Origin of the sequence: Amycolatopsis keratiniphila, assembly GCF_000400635.2 — a bacterium.
In the GTDB taxonomy this organism is placed as follows: domain Bacteria; phylum Actinomycetota; class Actinomycetes; order Mycobacteriales; family Pseudonocardiaceae; genus Amycolatopsis; species Amycolatopsis keratiniphila.
In genome coordinates this window covers 5,400,617-5,426,137 of sequence record NC_021252.1, presented here as the reverse complement: position 1 = coordinate 5,426,137, position 25,521 = coordinate 5,400,617, and the positions used below count along the sequence as shown (strand labels likewise).

General features: G+C 69.6%; 24 protein-coding genes and 1 riboswitch. Of the genes, 11 read left to right on the top strand and 13 right to left on the bottom strand.

The window, feature by feature from the left end:
• Window positions 1-121 precede the first annotated feature (121 nt).
• Window positions 122-1,447 carry an alpha-lytic protease prodomain-containing protein gene (locus AORI_RS65440; RefSeq protein ID WP_016335224.1) on the top strand — a complete coding sequence of 442 codons (1,326 nt, stop codon included), beginning with the start codon at window positions 122-124 and terminating at the stop codon, window positions 1,445-1,447.
• A gap of 155 nt (window positions 1,448-1,602) precedes the next feature.
• On the opposite strand, the gene AORI_RS65435 is transcribed toward AORI_RS65440, so the two are convergent.
• Window positions 1,603-1,917, bottom strand: coding sequence for a DMT family transporter (locus AORI_RS65435; protein WP_043848956.1), 315 nt, complete (start codon window positions 1,915-1,917; stop codon window positions 1,603-1,605).
• Between the two features lie 11 nt (window positions 1,918-1,928).
• A riboswitch (guanidine-III (ykkC-III) riboswitch) is annotated at window positions 1,929-1,997 on the bottom strand.
• A gap of 79 nt (window positions 1,998-2,076) precedes the next feature.
• Window positions 2,077-3,288, bottom strand: a complete 1,212-nt coding sequence (locus tag AORI_RS65430) for an MFS transporter (protein ID WP_016335222.1) — start codon at window positions 3,286-3,288, stop codon at window positions 2,077-2,079.
• Window positions 3,289-3,370: 82 nt separating this feature from the next.
• Between AORI_RS65430 and AORI_RS65425 the strand changes: the two genes are divergently transcribed.
• Entirely contained in the window at window positions 3,371-4,273 is a 903-nt protein-coding gene (locus AORI_RS65425; RefSeq protein ID WP_016335221.1) for a LysR family transcriptional regulator, read from the top strand.
• A 2-nt stretch (window positions 4,274-4,275) separates the two neighbouring features.
• Here the strand turns inward: AORI_RS65425 and AORI_RS65420 are convergent, their stop codons facing one another.
• The gene (locus AORI_RS65420) at window positions 4,276-4,857 is read right to left on the bottom strand and encodes a TetR/AcrR family transcriptional regulator (protein ID WP_016335220.1); all 582 of its coding nucleotides are present in this window, start codon (window positions 4,855-4,857) and stop codon (window positions 4,276-4,278) included.
• A 59-nt stretch (window positions 4,858-4,916) separates the two neighbouring features.
• On the opposite strand from AORI_RS65420, the gene AORI_RS83480 reads away from it, so the two are divergent.
• Window positions 4,917-5,462, top strand: coding sequence for an SRPBCC family protein (locus AORI_RS83480; RefSeq protein WP_200870928.1), 546 nt, complete (start codon window positions 4,917-4,919; stop codon window positions 5,460-5,462).
• Here the strand turns inward: AORI_RS83480 and mptB are convergent.
• Entirely contained in the window at window positions 5,366-6,805 is a 1,440-nt protein-coding gene (gene mptB, locus AORI_RS65410) for a polyprenol phosphomannose-dependent alpha 1,6 mannosyltransferase MptB (RefSeq protein ID WP_016335218.1), read from the bottom strand. The two genes, AORI_RS83480 and mptB, sit on opposite strands and share 97 nt — an antisense overlap.
• A gap of 111 nt (window positions 6,806-6,916) precedes the next feature.
• On the opposite strand from mptB, the gene AORI_RS65405 reads away from it, so the two are divergent.
• Entirely contained in the window at window positions 6,917-7,552 is a 636-nt protein-coding gene (locus AORI_RS65405) for a DUF4230 domain-containing protein (protein ID WP_016335217.1), read from the top strand.
• Window positions 7,553-7,697: 145 nt separating this feature from the next.
• A complete protein-coding gene (locus AORI_RS65400; RefSeq protein WP_016335216.1) occupies window positions 7,698-8,207 on the top strand; it encodes an SRPBCC family protein in 510 nt (169 codons plus the stop codon).
• Between the two features lie 250 nt (window positions 8,208-8,457).
• Here AORI_RS65400 and AORI_RS65395 read toward each other — a convergent pair whose 3' ends face one another.
• Window positions 8,458-9,702 carry a cation:proton antiporter gene (locus AORI_RS65395; RefSeq protein WP_043848201.1) on the bottom strand — a complete coding sequence of 415 codons (1,245 nt, stop codon included), beginning with the start codon at window positions 9,700-9,702 and terminating at the stop codon, window positions 8,458-8,460.
• 44 nt (window positions 9,703-9,746) lie between these two features.
• A complete protein-coding gene (locus AORI_RS65390; RefSeq protein ID WP_016335214.1) occupies window positions 9,747-10,949 on the bottom strand; it encodes a sigma-54-dependent transcriptional regulator family protein in 1,203 nt (400 codons plus the stop codon).
• Between the two features lie 157 nt (window positions 10,950-11,106).
• Here AORI_RS65390 and AORI_RS65385 point away from each other — a divergent pair, with 157 nt between their 5' ends.
• Window positions 11,107-12,924 (top strand): flavin-containing monooxygenase, encoded by a 1,818-nt coding sequence (locus tag AORI_RS65385; RefSeq protein WP_016335213.1) that lies wholly within the window; start codon window positions 11,107-11,109, stop codon window positions 12,922-12,924.
• 130 nt (window positions 12,925-13,054) lie between these two features.
• On the opposite strand, the gene AORI_RS65380 is transcribed toward AORI_RS65385, so the two are convergent.
• Window positions 13,055-14,002: a helix-turn-helix transcriptional regulator gene (locus AORI_RS65380; protein ID WP_016335212.1), complete on the bottom strand. Its 948-nt coding sequence runs from the start codon at window positions 14,000-14,002 to the stop codon at window positions 13,055-13,057.
• A 92-nt stretch (window positions 14,003-14,094) separates the two neighbouring features.
• Here AORI_RS65380 and AORI_RS65375 point away from each other — a divergent pair, with 92 nt between their 5' ends.
• The 4 genes from AORI_RS65375 to AORI_RS65360 all read left to right on the top strand — a co-directional run bounded on the left by AORI_RS65375 (window position 14,095) and on the right by AORI_RS65360 (window position 19,537).
• The gene (locus AORI_RS65375; protein WP_016335211.1) at window positions 14,095-14,658 is read left to right on the top strand and encodes a DinB family protein; all 564 of its coding nucleotides are present in this window, start codon (window positions 14,095-14,097) and stop codon (window positions 14,656-14,658) included.
• 280 nt (window positions 14,659-14,938) lie between these two features.
• Complete coding sequence (locus AORI_RS65370; RefSeq protein WP_016335210.1) at window positions 14,939-16,975, top strand: acyltransferase family protein; 2,037 nt, start codon at window positions 14,939-14,941, stop codon at window positions 16,973-16,975.
• Between the two features lie 118 nt (window positions 16,976-17,093).
• Entirely contained in the window at window positions 17,094-17,849 is a 756-nt protein-coding gene (locus tag AORI_RS65365) for a carbon-nitrogen hydrolase family protein (RefSeq protein ID WP_016335209.1), read from the top strand.
• Complete coding sequence (locus AORI_RS65360; RefSeq protein WP_016335208.1) at window positions 17,846-19,537, top strand: flavin monoamine oxidase family protein; 1,692 nt, start codon at window positions 17,846-17,848, stop codon at window positions 19,535-19,537. Before AORI_RS65365 ends, AORI_RS65360 begins: the two co-directional genes overlap by 4 nt.
• Here AORI_RS65360 and AORI_RS65355 read toward each other — a convergent pair.
• The 5 genes from AORI_RS65355 to AORI_RS65335 form a co-directional block, all read right to left on the bottom strand.
• The gene (locus AORI_RS65355) at window positions 19,501-20,001 is read right to left on the bottom strand and encodes a VanZ family protein (protein ID WP_016335207.1); all 501 of its coding nucleotides are present in this window, start codon (window positions 19,999-20,001) and stop codon (window positions 19,501-19,503) included. The two genes, AORI_RS65360 and AORI_RS65355, sit on opposite strands and share 37 nt — an antisense overlap.
• 12 nt (window positions 20,002-20,013) lie before the next feature.
• Window positions 20,014-20,562 (bottom strand): cysteine hydrolase family protein, encoded by a 549-nt coding sequence (locus AORI_RS65350; RefSeq protein WP_016335206.1) that lies wholly within the window; start codon window positions 20,560-20,562, stop codon window positions 20,014-20,016.
• 9 nt (window positions 20,563-20,571) lie between these two features.
• Window positions 20,572-21,561, bottom strand: a complete 990-nt coding sequence (locus AORI_RS65345; RefSeq protein ID WP_016335205.1) for a TolB family protein — start codon at window positions 21,559-21,561, stop codon at window positions 20,572-20,574.
• Window positions 21,558-22,817 (bottom strand): MFS transporter, encoded by a 1,260-nt coding sequence (locus AORI_RS65340; protein WP_016335204.1) that lies wholly within the window; start codon window positions 22,815-22,817, stop codon window positions 21,558-21,560. The genes AORI_RS65345 and AORI_RS65340 overlap by 4 nt, the downstream gene beginning before the upstream one ends.
• 66 nt (window positions 22,818-22,883) lie before the next feature.
• Entirely contained in the window at window positions 22,884-23,747 is an 864-nt protein-coding gene (locus AORI_RS65335) for an alkaline phosphatase family protein (protein WP_016335203.1), read from the bottom strand.
• Between the two features lie 344 nt (window positions 23,748-24,091).
• Here AORI_RS65335 and AORI_RS65330 point away from each other — a divergent pair, with 344 nt between their 5' ends.
• Window positions 24,092-24,727 carry a MerR family transcriptional regulator gene (locus AORI_RS65330; protein WP_016335202.1) on the top strand — a complete coding sequence of 212 codons (636 nt, stop codon included), beginning with the start codon at window positions 24,092-24,094 and terminating at the stop codon, window positions 24,725-24,727.
• On the opposite strand, the gene AORI_RS65325 is transcribed toward AORI_RS65330, so the two are convergent.
• Complete coding sequence (locus AORI_RS65325) at window positions 24,684-25,490, bottom strand: serine hydrolase (RefSeq protein ID WP_043848200.1); 807 nt, start codon at window positions 25,488-25,490, stop codon at window positions 24,684-24,686. The genes AORI_RS65330 and AORI_RS65325 overlap by 44 nt on opposite strands.
• Between the last annotated feature and the right edge of the window lie 31 nt (window positions 25,491-25,521).

Genomic DNA, 25,521 nt, shown 5'->3' with positions numbered 1-25,521 from the left:
GGTCGAAAGGTCCAGTCCATTGGGGTGGATATGACCTAAATGGTATGTACCATTTGTAGCAGGTGCCTCGTACGGTCTGGGACGAGATCTTCTTCCGGAACGCGGTGAGGAAACGCCTGAAATGAACCGAAAGATCGTAGCGGCCGCCGCGGCGGCCCTTACCGGCGCGGGCCTGGTCACGGCCGTCGCGCTGACGCCGAGCGCCAGCGCCGGCCAGACCGCCTCGGCGGCCGACCAGGTCCAGTCGGAGATCGTCGCCGCCATGGCGCGCGACCTGAAGATCAGCCCGGATCAGGCCAGGACCCGCCTCGCCGTCGAGCAGAAGGCGGCCCGCGCCGAAAGCGACCTCAAGTCCCGGCTCGGCCCGTCCTACGCCGGCTCGTGGCTGGACGCGTCCGGGACCACGCTGACCGTCGCGGTCACCGACGCGGCCCTGGAAGGCGTCGTTCGCGCGGCGGGTGCGACCCCGAAGACGGTCACCCGGAGCGCCGCGCAGCTCGACGCGGCGAAGTTGTCGTTGGACGCCAAGGGAACCAGCGCGCCGAAGACCGTGCCCGGCTGGTACGTCGACGCCATCACCAACTCGATCGTCGTCCTGGCCAACGCCGGTGGCGAGGCCGCCGCGAAGTCGTGGGCGACCGCCTCGGGCGTGCGTGCCGACGCGGTTCGGGTCGAGACCAGCAGCGAAAGCCCGGTCCCGCTGATCGACGTCATCGGCGGCAACGCCTACACCTTCGGCTCTGGCCGGTGCTCGATCGGTTTCTCGGTCGAGGGCGGCTTCGTCACCGCGGGCCACTGCGGCACCACCGGCACGCGGACCTCGAACCCGAGCGGGACCGTCGCGGGCTCCAGCTTCCCCGGCAACGACTACGCGTGGGTCCGGGTGGACGCTGGCAACACCCCGCGCCCGCTGGTGAATCGCTACCCGGGCACCGTGCCGGTGGCGGGTTCGCAGGAGGCCGCGATCGGCGCGTCGGTCTGCCGCTCCGGTTCCACGACGGGCTGGCGCTGCGGCACGATCCAGCAGAAGAACGCTTCGGTGAACTACCCGCAGGGCACCGTTTCCGGCCTCACGCGGACCAGCGCCTGCGCCGAGCCGGGTGACTCCGGCGGTTCGTGGCTCGCGGGCGACCAGGCGCAGGGCGTCACCTCCGGTGGCTCCGGCAACTGCAGCTCGGGCGGCACGTTCTACTTCCAGCCGCTTTCGGAGATCCTGAGCGTCTACAACCTCCGCCTGGTGACCTCGGGTTCGAACCCGCCGTCGAGCACGACGCCGACCACCACGACGTCGAACAACCCGCCCGGCGGCACCTGGGCGGCGGGCACCACCTACGCCGCGGGCGCGACGGTGACCTACGACGGCGCTTCGTACCGGGCCCTGCAGGGCCACACCGCTCAGGTCGGTTGGGAGCCCCCGAACGTCCCAGCGCTTTGGGCGCGAGCCTGACCACCTAGCCGTCCGGGCCACACGCAGGGGTGCGCCCGGACCCGACCGCCCCCGACGTCGTCCGTGCGTCGGGGGCGGTCCCTCTTGCCCGGTTGGTCGTGAGTGGCGATTCGGGTTCTAACCCGAATCGCCACTCACGACCACCTGGACCGAGGTCAGTGCAGGACCTTCAGGCCCACCACGCAGGCGACGATCCCCATGATCAGCAGGATCCGGGCCACCGAAACGGTTTCCGCGCCCGACCACATGCCGTAGGCGACGGTGAGCGAAGCTCCGATGCCGACCCAGACCGCGTAGGCGGTGCCGACGGGGAGGTCCTTCATCGCGTAGGCGAGACCCACCATGCTGGCGACCAGGGTGACGCCGAAGATCACCGACGGCACCGGCCGGGACAAACCTTCGGATTTGCCGAGGGCGGTGGCCCATACGGCTTCCAGCACACCCGAGACGATGAGGACAAGCCACGACATGACGCGCTCCCAGAGCGCCGTCTTGTCGCTGGCCGGGTACGGCACCCACTCGTCCGGGGACCTCGTTGAGGAGGTTCCGTCACCAGGATGGCACATGGCCCGCGTGGATCGCCCGCCGGTTTGACGAGGGTCACCACGCGGGCGCGCCATTGTGGACGGTCAGGTCAGCACCTTGGGGGCCGACCAGGCGAGCAAACCCAGCTCCAGCAACGAGAACCCGATCAGCGCCCACGCGCTCGGCAGCCAGATCAGCGCGATGCCGACCAGAAGGATGGGCAGGACCAGCCCGGCGTAGGCGGCCAGGAACAGGGCGGCGAGAACCTCGCCGCGCACCGGAGGTTCGGCGAGGGCGGCGACGGTGGCCACCGAGGCACGGAAGCCCAGCCCGACGCCGGCACCCGCCACGATCCCGCCCGCGACGAAGAGCCACAGCTGGGACGTCGTCACCGCGACCGGGAGCGCCACCAGCCCGCTCACCATCAGCCCGAGGCCGAGCCGCAGCTGGGTTTTCCTGGCCAGACCGGAGAAGAGCACCTGCGCCACGGCCGCCGCGAGGAACACGGAGAACGACGCGAGCCCGGCCAGCAGCCGCGAACTCTCGTGCATTCCCTGCGCCAGCAATGTCGGCGTCAGCGCCATGAACAGACCGGTGATCGCGAACGCCGCGAAGGCGCCGATCGCCGCGCCGAAGAAGGCGGGCCGCGCGCTCGACGGCAGGGAGACGCGCTGCGGCCGATAGGCGGGCCGTTCTTCGGCGCGCTCCACGGTTTCCGGTACGAGTGCGACGGCGATGGCCGCGGCGAGCAGCAGGACCAGGAAGAACACGAACGGAGTGGTGAGCGGCTCGGCCGAATAGCTCGCGAACACGCCACCGAACAGCGGTCCGAGCGCCAGTCCGCCCATGTTGACGACGGTCGCGATCAGTCCCGCGCGGCCGTGGTCCTCCCGCGGCCGGGCGACGGCGCGGAGTTCGGACAGGTGCGCGGTGGCGGTCGCGGTCAGCGCGCCGATGCCCGCGCCGCCGACGAGCCTGGCCAGGATCAGCCCGGGAACGTCCGGCCACGCCAGGAAAAGCGTCGCGGAAAGGGCTTGGGTCAAGGTCGCGGCGAGGATCACCCGCCGTCGTCCCAGCCAGTCGCTGACATGGCCGGCGAGATACAGGCTGCCCATCACGCCGACGGCGTACGCCGCGAAGACGATGGTCACGACGTAGGTCGGGAAGCCGTCGCGCTGCTGGTAGAGGACGTAGAGCGGGGTGGGGACGGTGGAGAAGGCGAGTGAGGCGGCGTAGGCCGCCGCGATGACCCAGAAACCGCGACCGTGGCTGATCCGCCGGAACGCGGGACGGGGGAGGGCGACGCTGTTCAGCATGCCTCCACTGTGAATCTTCGGATCATCCAAGTCCAACGAACAATCCTGGTCACAGTTATCGGCGGATGCGATAATCGAAGCCGTGGAGACCCGCCAGCTCGAATGCTTCGTCGCCGTCGCCGAGGAGCTCAGCTTCACTCGCGCCGCCCAGCGCTTGTACGCGGTGCAGTCCACCGTCTCGGCGACGATCCAGGCCCTCGAAGCCGAACTGGGCGTCAAGCTGTTCGATCGGTCCACGCGAAGGGTCGAGCTCTCCCCGGCGGGCAAGGTGTTCCTGCCCGAGGCGAAGGCCGCGCTGGAAGCCTTCGACAGGGCACGCGAGGTGGTCACCGACGCCTCCGCCGGCCTGCGGGGCAGCCTCCGCATCGGCACCCTGACCAGCGTCGGCGATCTCGACCTGCCCGATCTCCTCGGCGCCTTCCATCGCCGCTATCCACTGGTCGACCTGCATGTTTCGGTGTCGATCACCGGCTCGACCGGGCTGGCCGAGGACCTGCGTCAGGGAAGGCTCGACGTCGCCCTCCTCGGCCTGCCCGAATCCGATCTGGCCGGGCTTGAGGCCAAACTGCTCGGTTCGGCGCCGTTCGTCGCCGTGCTGCCCGACGGCCATCGGCTGAGCGGGCGGCGGTCGCTGACCTTGGCGGATCTCGCGGGCGAGTCGTTCGTGGACAATCCCCGCGGGTTCGGCAACCGGGTGGCCCTCGACCGCGCTTTCGAGGCGCTCGGAGCGCCGCGCCGGGTCATCGTCGAGGTCGCCGACCTGCGCGCCGTGCCGTCGTATGTCGCGGCGGGGCTCGGCGTCGCGGTCGTGCCCGATCTCAAGTTGCTCTCCGGCGTCCGGACGACCCCGCTCGACGAGCCCGGCCTCGCCTGGCCGCTGACCATCGCCACCAGGGGAGAGCGGCCGCCGAGCCGGGCCGCCCGGCTGCTGCTGGACCTCGTCGACGGCGGGGAGTTCTCCCTCGTGATCCCCGCCCGGACCTGAGCTCAGCCCGTCAGCAACGTGCGGGTCGTCCTCGTCACCAGGTCGACGGTGCGCGGCGGCGGTGCCTCGCCGCGGTCGAGATGTCTCTTCACCGCGGCGTAGGGGAGGTCGACGAGGGCGAGCATCAGTTCGTCGGTGCTCCGGCCGGTCAGTGGGCGCAGTTTCCGCAGCACCTTGGTGATCGCGGTATCGAGCCGGTGGTTGGCGGCCTCGACACGGGCGCGATCCTCGGCGCTCCAGTCGTCGACGCCGAGTGCCCTGTCGCCCCCGTAGAGCAGTTTCGCCTCGGCGGGATGGGCGCGGCACCACCGGACGACCTGCGCGGCGGCCTCGACGGCTGCTTCGACGGCCGGCTCCTGCTCGAGGGCGTCGAGGTAGCCCTGCTGGAAGCCGTCGAGGGTGCGGAGCCAGACGGCGGCGAGCAGCGCCGGACGACCGGGGAAGCGGTGGTAGATCGACCCACTCGGCGCGCCGACCTCGCGGGCGACCGCCGACATGGTCACCCCGGCCGCGCCTTCGGTGGCGAAGATCCGCACTGCGGCGTCGAGGAAGTCGTCGGCGGTGTGCCGCGGTGGCCGTCCCATTTTCAGAGACTATCCTCTACTATTGTTTTAGGGGAAGGTCTCTAGAACTGGGAGGCGCGATGCGCGTATGGAACAGGCATCACCGGATCGTCGACGTGGCACAGGAGCGCGTCGGCGCGCTGATCGACACACTGTCCACGGACGGTGACAGGCTCTGGCCCGTCGACGCGTGGCCGCCGATGCGGTTCGACCGGCCACTCGGGGTGGGAGCGACCGGCGGGCACGGGCCGGTGCGGTACCACGTCGAGTCCTACGAACCCGGGAAGTCGGTGCGGTTCCGGTTCACCGCGCCGCGCGGCTTCGACGGATTCCACGAATTCACCCTGCGGGCGACGGAAAACGGGAGGACCGAACTCGGGCACCTCATGGTGTTGCGGCTCCGGCATCCCGCTTGGCTGACGTATCCGCTGCTGTGGCGGCCGATGCACGACGCGTTGTTGGAAGACTGCCTCGACCGTGCCGAGCGTGAACTCACCGGCACGGTCGAGAGGCCTGCTCGATGGAGCCTTTACGTCCGGCTCTTGCGGAACCTGATCTCCGGCAAGAGGCCTTTCCGCTTGAGTACGAACAAGGTGCCGCCGATGAGCACGACGGCGATCAGGTAACCCAGCGCCAAGGACACGGCGCCGCCGTTCGCGGGCGGGAGCAGCACGCCGAACACGGCGCTGACGACGGCGAGGACCCACCGTCCGCGTTCGGTCGTGAGGCTCACGGCGAGCAACGCGACCGTCCACAGGAGATACCAGGGCTGCACGACCGGCCCGAGGACCAGCATCGCGGCGAAGGTCAGGCCCGCGGCGTAGAGCGGGTGCAGCTTCTCCCGGTACGTGAGCCACAGCAGCCTGGCGCCGACGGCGAGACCGAGGATCGCGCCGATGAGCGAGAACACCGCGATCGCGCCGTCGGTCAGGTCGGCCCCGAAGATCTTGCCGACCCCGCCGACGAGGAAGCCGAGTTCGTTGGTGGGCGCCATCCAGCTGTGGACCTGGCCCGAGACGCCGGACAGCACGCGAACCCAGCCGAAGCCGAGCCCGCTGCCGAGCGAGATCGCCGCGGTGACGGCGGCGAATCCGGCGGGCAGCCCGAGCGCCACCGCCACCCGGCCGGCGGGCGTCGCCCGGCGGAACAGGTCGACACCGACGAACAGCAGGCCCGCGACGGCCACGATCTTGATGTTCGCGGCCGCGCTCACCGCGATCACGCCCGCCGCGATCAGGGCGGGCCGGGCAGCGCCGGTCTTCGCGGCGCCCATGAGGACGAGTTCCAGCCCGGCGACCATCAGCCCGACCATGAGCCCGTCGTTGTGCACGCCCGCCACGACGTGCCACAGCACCAGCGGGTTGAGCACGGCCAGCCACAACGCGATCGACGGCGAGACCCCGACGCGGCGGGCGAGCCGGGGGAGCGCCCACGCCATGAGCACGATCCCGATCAGGCCCAGCAGCCGGTGGAGCAGCACCGTCGGCACGAAGGCGTCCCCGGCGATCTGGGCGATCGTGCGGGCCAGCGCGACGAACGCCGGCCCGTACGGCGCGGGCGTGTCCCGCCAGTAGTGGCTGACCGCCATCGTCACCGGGGAATCGGCGCCGAGCGCCTCGGCGGGCCCCACGAGATAGGTGTCCAGCCCCTTGGCCGCGATCAGGCCTTGCGCGAGGTAGCTGTTGATGTCGCCGCTGAACAGGGGGCGCGCGACGAGCAGCGGCGCGCACCACGAGACCGCGATCCAGTGCAGCCGCCGCTCGGGCAGCCCGGCGGCGAGCCGCCCGATGCCGAGCCAGGACAGCACGAGGGTGGCCATCCCGGCGACGCCCAGCGCCACCACCAGCACCGAGGGCAGGCCGATCCCGGACGTGACCAGCACGAGTACGGCGATTCCGAGGAAACCCGCCCAGTGCAACGCCGAGATGTTCAGCCCGGCCTTCTCCGGCGCGGGCAAGACGTTCTGCATGCGGCCAAACTACTCCAAGTGCGAAACCCGGTTCCGCCGATCGTACGGGAATCCGCCTCCGACGCTTCGGAGCCGCGTCCGCCGGGTACTCCCGCGGACGGAGAGGCGGTGGTGGGCGTGAAGAAACGCTGGGTACGTCTGGGGGCGTTCGCGCTGGCCGGGCTCCTGATCGTTGCCGCGGCCCTGCAGATCACCGGGCTGCTGCCGAAGCTCGACCCGTTCGGAACGTCCACTGTGGACCGTTCGCAGCCCGCGGTGCTCCAGGCGGTGCGGGATCTGAGCCAGTACCACGCGGCCGTCGGTGACTACCAGGTCGTCGTCGACATCGAGAAGGACGTCGCATGGGTGCCCGCGAGCATCGCCGGGGAACGCACGCTGTTCGTCGCGGCGGGTTCCGTCGACGCGTACGTCGATTTCGGGCCGCTGGTGGAGAATTCGCTGACCGTGTCCGAAGACCGGCGGACGGTCGAGGTCCGGCTGCCCGAACCGAAGCTGGCGAAACCCAACCTGGACAACGCACGCAGCTACGTCTTCGGCCAGGAACGCGGCCTGATCGACCGGCTCGGCGCACTGGTGTCCGTCCAGGATCAGCGGCCGTTCTACCTCGCCGCGGAGAAACGGATCGGCGAAGCCGCGCAGCACTCCGGCCTGCTCGAACGCGCCAAGGCCAACACCAGGGCGATGCTCACGCAGCTGCTGCGGGCGCTGGGCTTCCAGGTCGTCTTCCCGGCCGAACCGGCCACTTGACCCGCCTTCGTACGCGAATGAAGCAAGCCGCGCCCCCGGCACTCATCGCCGCACGAATGATTCCGCGTCCGTGCGGTGCTTTCCGCGCCGGGCTTGACCGGCGGGGCTCCTGCTGGTGGGCTGGCGAAGTCGACTGGGAGGCGCGATGGCGACGAAGCCGAGGGACAGCCTGACCTACAGCGAACCGATCGCGACCGGGGAGGTCACGATCGACACCGGCCCCGAGCAGGTGTACCGGCTCGTCAGCGATCCGGTCGCGATGTCGGAGTGCACCGAGGAACTGCGCAAGGCGCGCTGGATCCGCGGTGCGACCGAAGCGCGCGTCGGGAGCTGGTTCGCCGGCAGCAACCGCAACGGACGACGGCGCTGGGTGACCCACGCCGAGATCGTCGAGGCCGAACCCGGGCGGAGGTTCGCCTACCGGGTGCGCACGCCGTTCTTCGTGCCGATTTCGCGGTGGGAGTACGACATCGTCCCCGAAGGCGACGGCAGCCGCCTCACCGTGACGAACTGGCTGCGGGTGCCGCCGTGGTTCGTCCCGCTCGCCATCCTCATCACCGGCGAGCCGGATCGTGCCGGGACGAATCAGGCCAATATCGCGACCACGTTGCAGCGGGTGAAGGCTCGGCTCGAGGGCCGGGAGTGGCATCGCTAGCGGCTGGTTGCGAACGGCTGAAGTACGTGAAGGACCCCTTCACTGCGCTAGACGCAGTGAAGGGGTCCTTCACGTACTGGGGAAGGTGTGAAGGTCGAGTTTCTTCGGCTGAGCCGGGTGAAGGGGTCCTTCACGCGCAATCGCCGTGACTGCTGATACCGATGGGGCGTGTGTGGCGGGCCGCAAGTCCGTGAAGGCCTCCTTGAGGGACTCTGGGTCCCTCAAGGAGGCCTTCACGGACTTGGGCCGCTCAGTGGTTCTGCATCCCCCGGTCCTCCAGCCTGCGCATCACCGGACCCGACAGCAGCCCGTGCACGAGCACCGACACCGCGATCGTCAGCGCCGTGACCCGCCACAACGAGTCGGCCATCGGGAAATCGCCGTGCCCCAGCGCGTAGGAGAGGTAGTACAGACTGCCGATCCCGCGGATGCCGAAGAACGCGATCGCCGTCGCCGCCGGACGGGTGGTGGAGCCGCCGAGCAGCGCCAGCCCGCCGAACAGCGGGCGCACGATGACCACCGCCGCGACCGCCACCAGGATCTCGGCGAGTGTGAGACCCGCCAGCAGCCCGTCACCCAGTGCGACGCCGAGACCGAGCAGGGCCAGCGCGACGAAGAGCCGTTCCAGCTGATCGCCGAATTCGTGCAGCACCCCGTGGTACTCGTGCGACCGTTCGCTGGCGCGGATGGTCGCCGCGGCCGTGAACACCGCGACGAAGCCGATACCGCCCAGCCACTCGCAGAGCGCGAACGGGAGGAACGCGATGGCCAGCACCACCAGGCCGTCGGAGTACTCGCCAAGGCGCAGTCTTTCGTGCCGCACCCGGAACATCAGCCACGACAGCAGCCGGCCACAGACGAAGCCGACCAGGACGGCGATCGCGAGCGGGACGACGACCTCGGTCAGCAGCCAGGGCACCGGCGACGTGCTCGCCGTCCCCGCCAAGACGAGGGCCAGCAACACGAACGGCATCGCCAGGCCGTCGTTGAGCCCGGCCTCCGAGGTCAGCGTGAACCTGATCTCGTTGTCCGAGCCACGTCCGTCGTCGGTGTGCGGCGCGGGTACCTGGACGTCGCTCGCCAGCACCGGGTCGGTCGGCGAAAGCACGGCGCCCAGCAGCAGCGCGGCGGCGGGGGACAGGGCGAGCGCCCACCAGCCGAGCAGGGCGACCGCGCAGACCGAAAGCGGCAACGTGATCGCCAGCAGCCGCCACGTCGAGTTCCACGATCGCCAGCCGATCAGCCGGTCCGACTTCAGGCCGGCGCCGACCAGCGACACCAGCACGCCGAGTTCGGTGATCACTTCGACGGTGCCCACTTGCGACCGTGGGTCGAGGACACCTTGACCGTAGGGGTGCGCGAAGGGGAGCAGCCCGAAGACCAGCCCGCCCGTCAACAGGACCAGTGGCATCGACAACGCGCGTTCGTGCAGCAGGTTCGGCAGCACGGCGGCGCACAACGCCAGAACGCCCGCTCCGGCGAGCAAGATCTCCATGCGCGCGGGGTACCCGGACTGATCGTCCGGCAACCGGACGTGGTTCAGCCGCCGACTTCGAGTCCTTTATGGACGGTCAGGGTGACGCCCGCGGCGAGCCGGTACGGCCGGGTGTCCACAATGGCCCCCAGTAGTCGTCGTAGCCGGGAAACTTCGGCACGGACGGTGACGAGATGCTCGGCGTCGCCGTAGAGCGCCCTGCTGAGCGCCTCGGCCGAAAGCCCGGCCAGGCCTGCCGTGTTGAGGTGCACCAGGATCTCCGCGTGCCGGGGTGTCACGGTGCGGACCCAGCCGACGTCGCCCGACGCCATCCGCAGCATCGGCGCGTGCCCGAGTTCGAGATCCAGCCGGACCCGGCGCGCGGTGTCGGCGGGGCGGACGAGCCAGCCTTCGGTCAGCCGCTCGGGCAGGCAGGCGCCGAGCCCGGGCACGGCGAGGATCTGTCCTTCCGACGGCGCGGCGATCCGCGCACCGGAGGCGACCCCGGCGGAGTGGGCCACCCATCCGTCGTCGTCCACCAGCAGGACTGGGCCGCCCACGCCGGTCACCACCGGTTCGGCGGTCCGGCGCAACCGGTCGAGACCCTGCTGGTGGTGCCGCCAGAGTTCGGATTCGACCAGGCGCCGCCCGGTCTCCACGAGCGCGCCGATCGCCGGGTGCAAGGTCAGCGCGGGACCGCTGACGTCGATCACGCCGAGCAGTTCGCCGGTGCGCGGATCGTGCACCGGGGACGCGGTGCAGTACCAGGGATGCTGGCCCTGTTCGAAATGTTCACCGGCGAGCAGTTCCACCGGGGCGGCCTCGGCGAGCGCGGTGCCGATCGCGTTGGTGCCGACCCTGGACTCGGTCCAGACGGCGCCTTCGGTGAACCCGAGGGTGTCGGCCCCGCGCCGCACAGCGGGCGAACCCACCCGCCAGAGGATGATGCCGTCGGCGTCGGTCACCACGAGCAGCATGTTCGCGGTGTCGGCCGTCGCGCCGACCACCTGCCCGAGGTCTTCCACCACCAACCGCAGCGGGGAGGCGCGCCGACGTCGGGTGACCTCGTCGAGCGGCACCGAATCCCGGGTGTTCACCCCGTCGGCGGCGAGCCCCAGGCTCAGCATCCGCGACCAGGAACGCGACACCAGCGGCCGCGGCCGGACCCGGGGACGGCCGCCGCCGATCACGGCTTCGTGCATGCGGATCAGGTCGCGGGCGTGCATCGGCAGGTCGGCGCCTGGCGGGACAGAGCTGTGCACGACCACAGGCCACCTCCGCACCATCGCGTCGACTGACCAGCATAGGACCGGTGGCCGGGACGCGCCATGGAGCCGCGGTGCAACACGCTGCAACCCTTGCCGCTCCACCCGCCCGCGGCGTGTGATCGGGGTAACAGCCGAACGCCGAAGTTCAGGAGTGGCCATGACACAGACGGTGGACCGGATCGAGGCGACGAACTCGCCGCAGGCTCGGGTGGACGCTTGGCTGAGCCGATTCGAATCGGCCCTCGCCGCTCGCGACGTCGAAGCCGCCGCCGCGCTTTTCGCCGTCGACAGTTATTGGCGTGACCTGGTCGCCTTCACCTGGACGATCAAGACGGTCGAAGGCCGTGACGAGGTGGCCGGGATGCTCGGCGACTGCCTCGACCGGATCGATCCCTCCGGGTTCCGCACGACCGAGCCGCCGACCGAAGCCGATGGCGTGACCGAAGCCTGGCTGGAATTCGAAACCGCGACCGGTCGCGCGAAGGGCCACTTGAGGCTGAAGGACGAAGGCGCCTGGACCCTGCTGACCAGCCTCCGCGAGCTCAAAGGTTTCGAGGAGCGTCGCAACGAGCAGCGGCCGAAGGGCGTCGAGCACGGCGTCGTCCGCGGCCGGAAGTCGTGGGCGGAGAAGCGCGAGGAGGAACAGACCCGGCTCGGCTACGAGCAGCAGCCGTACGTCGTCGTCATCGGCGGCGGCCAGGGCGGCATCGCGCTCGGCGCCAGGCTGCGGCAGCTCGACGTGCCCACGCTCGTCCTGGAACGCAACCAGCGGCCCGGCGACTCGTGGCGCAAGCGGTACAAGAACCTCTGCCTGCACGACCCGGTCTGGTACGACCACCTGCCCTATCTGCCGTTCCCGGACAACTGGCCGGTGTTCGCGCCCAAGGACAAGATCGCCGACTGGCTCGAGATGTACACGCGGCTCATGGAGGTGCCGTACTGGACGAGCACCGAGGTCACCTCGGCGTCCTGGGACGAGGAAGCGCGGCAGTGGCTCGTGACCGTCGTCCGTGAGGGCGAGGAACTGGTGCTCACCCCGCGGCACGTCGTGTTCGCGACCGGGATGTCCGGCAAGCCGAATCTCCCGTCGTTCCCGGGAATGGACGACTTCGAGGGCGATCAGCACCATTCGTCCCAGCACCCCGGCCCGGATTCCTACGCCGGCAAGAAGGCGGTCGTGGTCGGCTCCAACAACTCCGCGCACGACATCTGCGCGGCACTGTGGGAACACGGCGCCGACGTCACCATGGTGCAACGGTCGTCGACGCATGTGGTGAAGTCGGATTCGCTGATGGACCTGGGACTCGGCGACCTGTATTCGGAACGCGCGGTGCGCTCGGGGATCACCACCGACAAGGCGGACATGATCTTCGCGTCGATCCCGTACCGGATCATGCCGCAGTTCCAGATCCCGGTGTACGACGCGATCCGTGAGCGGGACAAGGATTTCTACGCGCGGCTGGAGGCGGCCGGGTTCCAGCACGACTGGGGCGACGACGGATCCGGCCTGTTCCTGAAGTACCTGCGGCGCGGCTCCGGCTACTACATCGACGTCGGCGCGTCGGAACTGGTCGCCGACGGGAAGATCAAGCTGGCCCACGGCCAGGTCGACCATCTGACGCGTGACGCGGTGGTGCTCTCCGACGGCACGGAACTGAAGGCGGACCTCGTCGTCTACGCCACCGGCTACGGCTCGATGAACGGCTGGGTCGCGGACCTGGTCGGGCAGGAGACCGCGGACCTCGTCGGCAAATGCTGGGGCCTGGGCTCCGGGACGACGAAGGACCCCGGGCCGTGGGAGGGCGAGCAGCGCAACATGTGGAAGCCCACCCAGAAGGAAGGTCTGTGGTTCCACGGCGGGAACCTGCACCAGTCGCGGCACTACTCGCTTTACCTGGCGCTGCAACTGAAAGCGCGCTACGAGGGCATCCCGACGCCGGTGTACGGGCTCCAGGAGGTGCACCACAAGTCGTGACGGCCCAGAGGCTTCGGTGCCGGACCCCGGGCGGGCCGGCACCGGAGGGCGCCGCCCCCGGACCACGGGCGGTCGACGGCGTCGGGCACCGCCTCCAGACCCTGGGCGGTTCCCGGCGTCGTACCCGTGTTCAGCGGGCGGCCTTCGCGTAACGGTGGGCCAGCACGGCGAAAGCCTCCCGGAGTTCGGGAGGCCCGACGACCTCGATGTCGGCGTCGAACCGGCCGATACTCGCCGCGAGCCCGGCCCAGGACCACGACCCCAGCACCAGACGGCACCGATCCGGCCCGAGTTCCTCCACGACACCGTCGCGGACGTAGTGGGACACCGTGGCCGCCGGGAGATCGAGGACGACTTCCCCGCGGCACGGCCATTCGCCGGACTCGGACGCGCCACGGAACCGGCTCGCGACGAAGGCGGCGACGTCGGGGACCGGCAGTTCGCGTGGCGTGAACCGCGGGCCGGTCGGGGTGCGCGGGGAGATCCGGTCGGCCCGGAAGGTGCGCCAATCCGCGCGATCCAGATCCCAGGCGACGAGGTACCAGCGGCCGTGCCAGGTGACGAGGTGATGCGGTTCGGCCCGGCGCCGTGCGTCCGCGTAGTCGAACCGCAGAACCTCGCGGGCGTGCACCGCCGCGCCGAGCGCGAGCAGGACGTCGCCGTCGACGCGGGGCTCCGACCGGCTCGCGGGCGATTCGACGGCGGTGACCCGCAGCGTGTCGATCCGGCGCCGCAGCCGGGAGGGCATCACCTGGCGGACCGTGTGCAGCGCCCGCATCGCCGCCTCCTCGATCCCCGCGCCGCTGGTGGTGGCGATCTGGAGCGCGACGGCCAGCGCGACCGCCTGATCGTCGTCGAACAGCAGCGGCGGCAATTCCGATCCTGCGTCGAGCCGATATCCACCGTCGGGGCCCTTGATGGTCGCGATGGGGTAGCCGAGCTCGCGAAGCCTGTCGACGTCGCGCCGCACGGTGCGCGGGCTGATGTCCAGCCGCTCGGCCAGCAGCGCTCCCGGCCAGTCGCGGCGGGCCTGCAGCAACGAGAGCATCGACAGCAGTCGCGCGGAGGTTTTCGGCATGTTTTTCATCATGCCTCCAGTAGCGGCCACAAACTGTCCTCTACTCCTGCGAGGGTCGTGTAGTGCCAGAAAACGACAACACGGAGGGCCCGATGACCGCCACCATCCTCGACGCCGAGCGCGCCGACCTGCTCGAAGCCCTCGACACCGTCCGCGTCGCGCTGACCACCACCGTCCAGGGGCTCACGGACGAGCAACTCGACGACCGTCCGACGGTCAGCGAGCTGAGCCTCGGCGGGCTGGTCAAACACGTCGCCTCGATCGAGGAGATGTGGCTGCGTTTCGTGGTCGAGGGTCCGTCCGCGATGACCTACGACCTGCCGGAAGGCGTCACCTGGGCCGACATCGGCGCCGGGACCGCCCGCGAGTTCCCGCAGTGGGCGATCGACCACCAGAACAACTTCAGGATGCTGCCCGGCGACACCCTCGCGGGGATCCTCGCGCGCTACGAAGACGTGGCCGCGCGGACGAAGGAGATCGTCTCGTCGATCCCGGACCTTTCCGCGACGCATCCGCTGCCGGAGGCGCCCTGGAACCCGCCGGGCGCGGTACGCAGCGTGCGCCGGGTGCTGGCGCACGTCATCGCCGAGACCGCGCAGCACGCGGGACACGCCGACATCCTGCGGGAGAGCATCGACGGCCAGAAGTCGACCTGACCCTCGGCGCCTCGTGAGTGGCGATTCGGGTTCTAACCCGAATCGCCACTCACGACCACCTGTGCCGGCGAAGCCTTCGCCGTGAGTCGTCCGCCCAGACACGTGTGTCGTCCGTCTGATCACGTGGGTCGTCCATCCAGTCACGCAAGACCGCCAGTAGGTATCCAGGACACGGTCGGCTCTGACCGTCCTCGCCACTCACGAGGGGGCATAGCTTGCTCACAGCTTCCTGCCGTAGGGTCCCGGCCCGTCGGCGGCAGGTGATCATGGTGGTGGTTGTGTGCGGGAGACGGAGCGGCGGTTCCGCCCGGAAATCCAGGGACTGCGGGCGCTCGCGTGTGTGCTGGTGGTCGTCTACCACGTGTGGCTCGGCCGGATCTCCGGCGGCGTCGACGCGTTCTTCCTGATCTCCGGGTTCCTCGTCACCGGTCAGCTCTACCGTGCGGCGTCGCGGGGGAAGATCGAGTACCGGCCGATGTGGGGCCGGATGATCAAGCGGCTGTTCCCGGCCGCGCTCACCGTGCTGCTGCTGGTGGTCGCGGTGAGCATGGTGCTGCTGCCGCAGAACCGCTGGTTCCAGACGATCAAGGAGGTCGTCGCCTCCGCGCTGTACCTGGAGAACTGGCAGCTGGCGGCGGATTCCGCCGACTACTTCGCCCAGCACAACTCGGCGAGTGTCGTCCAGCATTTCTGGTCGTTGTCGATCCAGGGGCAGTTCTACGTCGTCTGGCCGCTGCTGGTCGGCCTGGTGCTCCTGATCGCCAAGCGAGCTAAGCGCAACCTCGGCCAGATGCTCACCGGCGTGCTCGGCGTGCTGTTCGCGGCCTCGCTCGCGTACTCGGTGTGGCTGACCGCGGTCGATCAGCCGCTGGCGTACTTCGATTCGCTGACGCGGGTGTGGGAATTCGCGCTCGGTGGCCTGCTCGCCTTGCTCATCGACCGGATCCAGGTGCCGCGGCCGGCGCGGGTCGTGTTCGGCTGGGCCGGGGTCGCCGGGCTCGTTTCCTGCGGACTGGTGCTCCAGGTCGGGACCGTCTTTCCCGGCTATCTCGCGCTCTGGCCGACACTGTCGGCCGCCCTGGTGATCCTCGCGGGCGACACCGCGTTCAAAGCCGGCGCCGACCGTTTCCTCGGCAGCCGCCCGCTGAAGTACCTGGGCGACCTCAGTTACGCGCTCTACCTCTGGCACTGGCCGGTCCTGGTCTTCTACCTCGTCGCGCGTGACCGGGAGGAGGTCGGCCTGCGCGGGGGCGCGGTGATCATCGCGCTGGCGTTCGTCCTCGCCGTGCTGACCCATCACCTGGTCGAAAAGCCGGTCCGTGTGTCCGCGATCGGGGCCGGAAACCGTTGGGGCGCCTACCGGTTCGGTGCCGCGACGCTCGCGGCCGTGCTCGCCGCCACCGGCGCCTGGCAGTGGGTGAGCGTGAGCCAGGCGGAGAACTACTCGATCGCGGTCGACGATCCCGACCATCCCGGCGCGCTCGCGCATACCGAAGGGTTCACGTACTGGGGCGCCGCCGACGCCGCGCTGGTGCCGTCGTTCGTCGCGGTGTCCGAGGACTGGGCGGGGATCGACCCCGCCCGGTGCGGAACCTCGCCGCGCAACGCCGATCTCGAAGTCTGTACGTCGCAGACCACGGGGCATCCTGCTCGCCGGATCGTGGTCGCCGGCGACTCGCACGCCGGGCAGTTCCTCGGCGCTCTGCTCCCGATCGCCGAGAAGAAGAACTGGGAGGTCACGTCGATCCTCCGCGGTGGCTGCCCGTTCTCCACCGACTCCGACGCCGTACCGGGCGACCAGTCCTGCATCTACTGGAACACCGCCGTGGTGGACGAAATCGTCACCACCCGTCCCGACGCGGTGATGACGATCGGCACCAGGGACGTGAAGGTCGGTGTCGAAGAACGGGTTCCCGCCGGCTACGTCGCGCAGTGGCGAAAGGTCGACGAGGCGGGAATCCCGGTGCTGGCGGTGCGGGACAACCCGCGTTTCGGCCAGTCGCCGTCCGCGTGCGTCGAGAGCCGCGGCGCGGAGGCGCCCGAGTGCGCCACGCCACGCCACGACCTCTATGCGGCGGAGCCGCCGTACGAGTCGCTGCCGGATCTGCCGCAGAACGTGCGGTTCGTGGACTTCAGTGACTACTTCTGCACGGCCGAGGTCTGCCCGCCGGTGATCGGCAACGTGCTCGTCTACCTCGACGACAACCACGTCAGCGGTACCTACATGTCGACGATGTCGGCCATCGCCGAAAAGGCGATCACCGAGGCACTCGGCTGGGCGGACGATCACGCGGAGGAGCCACCGCCGGGCGGGTGATCCAGACAACAGATCGCCGCAGGATTGCATAAAACCACACTGATTCGCCGGTCCTCCAATCTTCTGCGCAACGATTCGCCCTTATCGGTGCATCGAAACGGCGGATATCGTCGTCGGCATGAGGGTCGCCGTCCATCAGGGCTCGTACGCCGAGCTGCCGTCCGCCGTCGAGGCGTCGGGCGCCGATCTCGTGATCGCCGCCGAGATGATCACGACCGGCTACCATATCGGTGCCCGGTCGCATGAGCTCGCCGAACCCGCCGACGGTCCGACGGCGGCCCGGATGTCCGCGCTGGCAAGCGAATCCGGCGTCGCACTGGCCTACGGATACCCTGAATCCGACGCCGGCCGCGTGTTCAACAGCGTCCAGCTGATCGGCCGTGACGGACGACGCCTGGCGAACTACCGCAAGACGCATCTGTTCGGCGACATCGACCGCGACTGGTTCGAGCCGGGCGCCGAGGCGGTCGTGCAGGCCGAACTCGACGCTCTCCGGATCGGCCTGCTGATCTGCTACGACGTCGAGTTCCCCGAGCTGGTGCGGGCGCACGCGCTGGCCGGGACCGAACTGCTCGTGGTGCCGACCGCGCTGATGAGCCCGTACGAACTGGTCGCGGACACGCTGGTGCCCGCCCGCGCCTACGAAAGCCAGCTGTACGTCGCGTACGCGAACCGGTGCGACACCGAACAGGAACTGACCTACTGCGGCCGATCCTGCGTCGTCGCCCCGACCGGCGAGGTACTCGCCCGAGCGGGCGCCGGCCCGGAGCTGATCAGCGCCGAAGTGACCCGTGACGCGCTCGTCGCGTCGCGGCTGGAGAACACCCACCTGGCCGACCGACGGCCCGATCTGTACCGAGGACTTCCCGTATGACCTCCGCCCTCCCGACCGCGATCCACCACGACGAACCGGCGGGCCGTCCGATCACCATGTTCGGCCCCGATTTCCCGTTCGCCTACGACGATTTCCTCGCCCACCCCGCCGGGCTCGGCTCCCTCCCGGCCGAGCGGCACGGCACCGAGGTGGCGGTGATCGGCGGCGGTCTCTCGGGCATCGTCACCGCGTACGAACTGATGAAACTGGGGCTGCGCCCGGTCGTGTACGAGATCGCCGAGATCGGCGGCCGCCTGCGCACGGTGAACTTCCCCGGCTGCCCGGACGAGGTCGTCGCGGAGATGGGCGCGATGCGCTTCCCGCCGGCGTCGACCGCGCTGTTCCACTACATCGACAAGGTCGGCCTGGAGACCACGCCGTTCCCGAACCCGCTGGCGCCGGGCACGCCGAGCACCGTCGTCGACCTCAAGGGGGAGAGCCACTACGCGCGCACGGCGGACGAACTCCCCGCCGTCTTCGGCAAGGTCGCGGCCGCGTGGGACAGCACGCTGGCCGAGCAGGCCGCGTTCACCGAGATGCAGAAGGCGATCCGCGACCGCGACGTGAAGACGATCAAGCGGCTGTGGAACGAGCTCGTGCCGAAGCTGGACAACCAGACCTTCTACGGTTTCCTCTGCGATTCGCCCGCGTTCGCCTCCTTCCGCGACCGCGAGATCTTCGGACAGGTCGGTTTCGGCACCGGCGGCTGGGACACCGACTTCCCGAACTCCATCCTGGAGATCCTGCGGGTGGTCTACACCGGCGCCGACGACGAGCACCGCAGCATCGTCGGCGGCAGCAGGCGGCTTCCGTTGCGGCTGTGGGAACACGCGCCCGAGGACATCGCGTTCTGGCCCGCCGGAACGAGTTTGAGCTCGCTGCACGGCGGGAGTCCGAACCCCGGCGTCGCCCGGCTGCACCGGACCGCGCCGAACAACATCACCGTGACCGACACCGAAGGCCGCATCCGCACCTATCCGGCGGCGGTGTTCACCGCGCAGAGCTGGATGCTGCTGTCGAAGATCGAATGCGACGAGGCGCTGTTCCCGATCGACCACTGGACGGCGATCGAGCGCACGCACTACATGGAGTCTTCGAAGGTCTTCGTCCCGGTGGACCGGCCGTTCTGGCTGGACAAGGATCCGGAGACCGGTCGCGACACGATGAGCATGACGCTGACCGACCGCATGCCGCGCGGCACCTACCTGCTCGGCGACGACCCGGACGCGCCCGCGGTGATCTGCCTGTCCTACACCTGGGCCGACGATTCGCTGAAGTGGCTGCCGCTTTCGGTGTCCGAGCGGGTCGAGGTGATGTTGCAGTCGCTGAAGGAGATCTACCCCGGCGTCGACGTCCGGAGGCACATCATCGGTGACCCGGTGACCGTGTCCTGGGAGGCCGAACCGCATTTCATGGGCGCGTTCAAGGCCAACCTGCCCGGCCACTACCGCTACCAGCACCGGCTGTTCACCCACTTCAAACAGGACCGGCTGGAGGAGCGTCACCGCGGCCTCTTCCTGGCGGGCGACGACGTCTCCTGGACGGCGGGCTGGGCCGAAGGCGCGGTGCAGACGGCGCTCAACGCGGTCTGGGGCGTCCTGCACCACTTCGGTGGCGAGACGGATCCGGCGAACCCGGGGCCCGGCGACGTCTACGACGACATCGCGCCCGTGGAACTGCCCGACTGAGCGCGACGGCCTGCCAGCCACGCCATACCCGCCGCGAGGAGGGCGCCGATGGTGTTCATCAGCCAGTCGTTGGTGTCGCAGGCGCGGCCGATCGCGGGCACGAACGCCTGCAGGGCCTCGATCACCGCGGACAGCGCTGAGCCCGCCACGAGCATCGTCACAGGGCGCCGGGACGCCAGCGCGGCGAAGTAGACCGGCGGCAGGAACAGTGCCACGTTGGCCAGCAGTTCCACCGAGCCGAGCGTGGGCAGGGAGAACTGGACCGTGCACAGGATCTCGTCGATCGTGTGCCGGGTGGGCACCAGCGTCAGCGCGACGACCGGTAGCAGCGCCACTCCCGCGAGCGTCCAGAGGACTCGATGCCTGCCGGCGAACAGGTGGCCCAGGACGGCGCAGGCGAGCGCGACCAGCAGGATCGCCACCGGCACGAGGGCGGAGTGGTCGAGCAGGAAGTTCGTGATCATGGCGGGCCGATCCTACGGGCCGGTGAACTCGACCTCCGCCGACGGCACCACGCGCAGCCGTCCGCCGGGATGGATCGCCGTGCTCAGGAGCAGGTTGTGCCGGGCGACGACCTGTTCCGCGGTCAGCCCGGTGGTGGGGTCGCCGTCGGACGAGGGAGCGTGGCCGTCGGCGACCAGCACGACGTCCAGACCGTGGCTCTGCGCGGACCGGGCGGTCGCGTCGACGCAGTAGTCGGTGGCCAGCCCGGTCAGCACCACGGTGTCGACGCCGCGGTCGACGAGCAGCCCCGCCAGCCCGGTGCGGTAGAAGGAATCCGTCGCCGTCTTGTCGACCACCAAGTCGACCGGTTCGAGACCGAGCAGCGCGCTGACGCGGGTGCCCGGCGACGCCGGGTCGAAGTCGGTGCCGGGCGCCCCGATCTGCCGCAGCGCGATCACCGGGACCCCGTTGTCGCGGGCCTTCCTGGCTAGCGTGGCGATCCGCGCCGCCAGCTCCTCGCCACGCCAGACCAGGGGAACGAGCATTTCCTGCATGTCGACGATCAGCAGCGCGGCCCTCATGCCCGCAGCCTAAGGCAGTGCGGCGGGTGACTCGGCCTCCGGGATCAGCAGCCGCGGCGCACCCGAGCCGTCGGCGGACACGGCCCAGACGTCGGAATGTCCTTGAGTGCGGGGGAGGGCGTAGGCGACGGTGCGGTCGTCGAGCCACGCGGGCTGGTCGTCGACGGTCCTGGTCTCCGCCAGCGGCGTCACGGTGCCGCTCGCGAGGTCGAGCACCGACACCCGCCAGCCCTTCGCGGGATCGCCGTCGATGGCGGCCTTGTAGGCGACGCGGGTCTCGTCGGGGGAGAGGGACGGGCATTCGACGTTGTCCCGCAAGGTCTTCACGGTCCGGGCGGTCGAGTCGCCTTCGACGAGGTACCGGTGGGAGCCGGTCGACATGGTGGCGTAGAACCGGCCCGGCTTCCGGGTGAAGGTGACGCCCCAGAAGTTGAAGTCGGCCGCCTTGTACGGCTTGCCCGCCACGGTCACGGCGAAGTCCTCCAGCGTGCCCTCGACGCTGTCGGTGGTGAGGTCGAGGGTGCCGGCCCTAGTGGAGAACCTGCCGCCGTTGTAGGAATCGCCGGTGACGAACACCGTCCACGCCAGCCGCTTGCCGTCTGGCGAGACCCGCGCCCGGTTGGGCAGGCCGACCAGCGGGATCTCCTGCGTGACCGCGAGACGGCTGTCGAGCACGGCGAGCTGGTAGGTGGTCAGGCCGGTTTCGGGGCGCAGGCAGATCCCCGTGCCGCCCGCCGCGTAGACCCGGCTGCAGGACACGGTCGACACCGCCCGTGCGCCCCCGGGGTCGGCGGCGCTGACGCTGGACACGTGCCCGCGGTCGGCGTCGGCGGTGCTGCGGAAGAGCAACCGCCCGCCGTCGAGGGTGACGGCGTCGCTGGTGCCCGCCGACGCGGTGCCCTGGTTGCGCGCGCTCGCCGCCCCGACGTAGATCACGGCGGCCGCGGCCAGGGTGAGTACTCCGGTCACGGCGATCAGGACGCGGTTGCGGGTGTTCACGGTCGTGCCTTCCTGCGGGGAACCAAGAGAACGAAGGTGGCGGCGACGGCGGCGAGCACCGTCCCGGCGGCGATCGTGATCGCCGTGGTCGCACCCCAGAACTGCCAAGAGAGTCCGAAAAGGACGGACGAGACGAAGTACGCGAGCGCCTGCCCGCTCTGCACGATCGCGATACCGGTGGTGCGCAACGCCTCGGGTAGCAACGGCCCGGCCAGCGCCATCAGCACGCCGTCGGTCGCCGCGTAGAACGCGCCGTACAGGCCGAGGGTGAGCGCGAACAACGCCCAGCCAGTGAGCGGGCTGAGCAGCAGCAGGTAGACGGTGACCAGGGCGCCGTAACCGCCGAGCATCACCGGCAGCCTGCCGATACGGTCGGCCAGCGCGCCGAGCGGCGCGGCCAGCAGCAGGTAGCCCAGATTCGTCCCGACGGCCAGCAGCGGGAACCAGCCGGTGGCGATGTCCTCCTTGTCCTGCAACAGGAGGTAGACGAAGCCGTCCCCGATGGTGGCCAGGCCGAGGACGCACGCGGCGATCAGGAGCCGCCGCACGCCGGTGCCGCGCAGGAGCCCCGCCGCGGCTCGCAGGGACACGGTGCCGGACGGCGGTTTGGGCGCGCGGTGGTCGCGGACGAACAACGCCAGCAGCAGCACGCCGGCGGTGGCGATGCAGAAGCTGGTCACGAAGACCGCGTCGAAGCCCTCGGTCCCGGTCGCCGAACCCGCCACGGCCAGCACCGCGACCGCGGCGAGCGGGCCGAGGAACGCGCCGACGCTGTCCATCGCCCGGTGCACGCCGAACGCGCGGCCCAGCATGTGTTCGGGGGCCGACAAGGTGATCAGCGCGTCGCGCGGCGCGGTCCGCAGTCCTTTGCCCGTACGGTCCGCGGTCAGCACCACGCCGATCGCGGTCGCCGACGATCCCGCGGCCACGAGCCCCAGTTTCGCCACGGCCGACATCGCGTAGCCCAGCCCGGCGACCGCCTTGCGTCGTCGCACCCGGTCCGCGACGTAGCCGCCGGCCAGGCGCAGCAGCGCGGTCGCGCCGGTGTAGAGGCCGTCCACCACGCCGTACGCCGCCGGGCCGAGGTGCAGCCCGAGCACCAGGTACACCGGCAGCACGGCCGTCACCATCTCCGAGGAGACGTCCGTGACGAGGCTGACGGTGCCCAAGGCGAAGACGTTTCCGCCCAGCAGGGCGAAGGACTTCTTGGACACTCCGCCGGGATGCTCCCGGCGGCCGATCGTGGACAGGTACACGCTACGGACCACCCTTCCCCGCCCGCGGGCGCGTCCACAGTGGACACGCCCGCGGGGTTCACCCGATTACTGCCACACGCTCGTGATCGGCGCCTTGCCGGCCGCGTTGCCGATGCCCGGCAGGCCGAACGACGCCTCCATCGTGCGGAGGATCGAGTAGTGGTTGATGGATTCGCTGTAGCTGCCCGGCTTCACGTGGGCGCCGACGAACGTCGTGAAGATCTGGTTCACCGACGTCCCGCTGTCCTCGTCGAAATTGACGATCAGCAGGCTGTTGTGCGTCTTGGCCCACTGCGCGTACGCGTCGAGGTTGTTCTTCAGCCATTTGTCACCGGTGTCGACCGGACAGTCGTGCATGTCGCTGCACAGATCCGGGGTCACGAAAGCGACGTGGGGCAGCTTCGTGAAGTCGCTCGGGAACGACGAGAACCTTTTGTTCGCCGACGACGGCACATTGCTGAAGCTGACCCAGCTGTTGTGCTTGCGGGCGTATTTGCCCTTCGTGCAGCCGGTGTAGCCGTCGGAAGGCATGCTTTCCGCGTAACCGACGAACTTCTTGCCGATCCCCGCCAGCTGGGAAGCGAGGTTCTCCTTGTTCCCGAGATCCTGGCATTTGTTGCTGTCGACACCGTGCGTCGAACCCGCGAACTGGGCGATGTAGTTCGGCTGGCTCGGGTGTGTCGTCCCGTACGCCTTGGTGAACTTGGCGCCCTGCGAGGCGAGTTTGTTGAAGTACGGCGCCTTGGAGCTGCCGCTGATCTCCTTGTAGTCCTTGTTCTCGAACATCACGAGGACGATGTGGTCGAACGCGGGCACTTTCGCCGCGGCGGGCTCTATCGCGGCGGCGGGAGTGTCCTGATGGGACACCACCAGTGCCGCGGCCAAACCGGTCGCGGCCACGGCCGCGACCGCGATCCGTTTCCAGAACATGGAAACCTCCTGGGAAAAGGTTGAAACTTTGACGACCAACCATCGGGTTCAGCGGCGCTCCGCGGGCGTCGACAGAGTCGAGACATCGGATGTCTCTGGTGCATTTAAACGGCAACCAAGTCATCGGCCCATCAAGATCGCCTGACTGGAGTAATCGGGGAGTGTGGAACACCCCAAAACCGGCATTGCTTGGCATGAAACCATGTAAACCAGCTGCCTACCTTGTGTTCGTCGGCCGGAACCGATGAACTTATGGCAACTCGCTGATTCAGCCGGTTGACAGTGGTGCCGCCATTACCCCGGCGCTGTGGTGTACTCATCCGACCATTGGTTAAGCTGTCGGCGTGAAGCCCTTTTCGCCGAGGCCGGCCGGATACACGATCGAAGAACTTTCCACGATCGTCGGCATGTCGGCGCGCAATATCCGGGCCCATCAGACGCGGGGCCTGCTCGCCCCGCCGGTCCGGCACGGCAGGTCCGCCTACTACGGCCCGGCTCATCTGCGGCGCCTGCGGCGCATCACGATGCTGCAGAAACAGGGCTTCAACCTGGTGTCCATCGCCGCGATGCTCGGAACGACCACAGTGGACCGCGCCGAGCAACTGGACGCGGCGATGGCGGAAATCGCCCGCGACCAGCCCGCCGTCGCCCGGTGCCTGGAGCGCCACGGCGTGCTCGGCCGGGACGGCACGGGGGCCCTGGCGGTCGTGCGGCCGTCGGTTTCGCGCGCGGTGGCGGACCTCGCCGTGGCCGGGATCCCGCCCGTCGCCGCCCTGCGGTTCCTCGGGCAGTTCATGGATCGGGTCACGCCGCTGGCCGGCGACCAGCTGGCCGCGCTGAAAACCCAAGTGGACGGTGGCTCGGCGGCTCCGCGAGCCTGTTTCGCGGACCTTCTTGTAAGCGCTTTCAAGATCGCCGTGGAAAACGCGGCCGAAGTCACTTTCCCAATCGCGGAGCCAAGGACCTGGCCACCGAGGTGACCGCGGCCGTCGCCGCGTCGAGGCCGGTGCCTTCGGCGGAACCGGACAGGATGACGACGATGTAACGGTCGCCTTCACCGACGAGCCCCGTCGTGTGCGCGTCCACCGAGCCGCGCCCGGCCGCCCAGCCCTGTTTCACGGCCCACGGCCGGTCGCCGAAGGCCGAAGGGATGCCGAAGTGCTGGTCGAACCCGTCGGCCGCGATGCGGCTCGCCTGGCGAAGGGGCCCGAGGATGACGTCCCGCTTGGCCTTCGGAAGCTTGAGGACGCGGCGGTACACCGCGGCGACGTCGTCCGCTGTGGACAGTGTGTCGCCCCAGCGGCCCGCGTCGGCGGGTGGGGTGGTGTTCTTCAGACCCGCGGCCGCCACCGTCCTGGTGACGATCGCGGGGCCGCCGTTCCTGGTCCAGAGCGTGTTGGCGACGGCGTCGTCGCTTTTCGCCAGCATCCGGTGGAGCTGGGCTTCGTCGGCCTTGCTCGCTTTGCGGGTGACGGCGTCCAGCGCGATGAACAGTTTCACCACCGACGCCGTGCGGAACCTTTCCGAGCCCCGCTCGGCGATCACCTGCTCGCCCGATATGCGGTCGAACACCACGGTGGCGTCGCGTCTTTCCGGAGCGGGACGGCTTTCCGCGACGGACTGGAAGATCACGTAGCCGAGGATCGCGGCGATCACCGGGAAGGCGATCAGGATCGTCACGCGAAGCCCTGGTCGCCGGTTCGCGCCGGGCACTGCGATGGGCCTGGTTCGTTCGTCGAACATGGTGCCGATGTTCAGAGACGATCATCGTGAC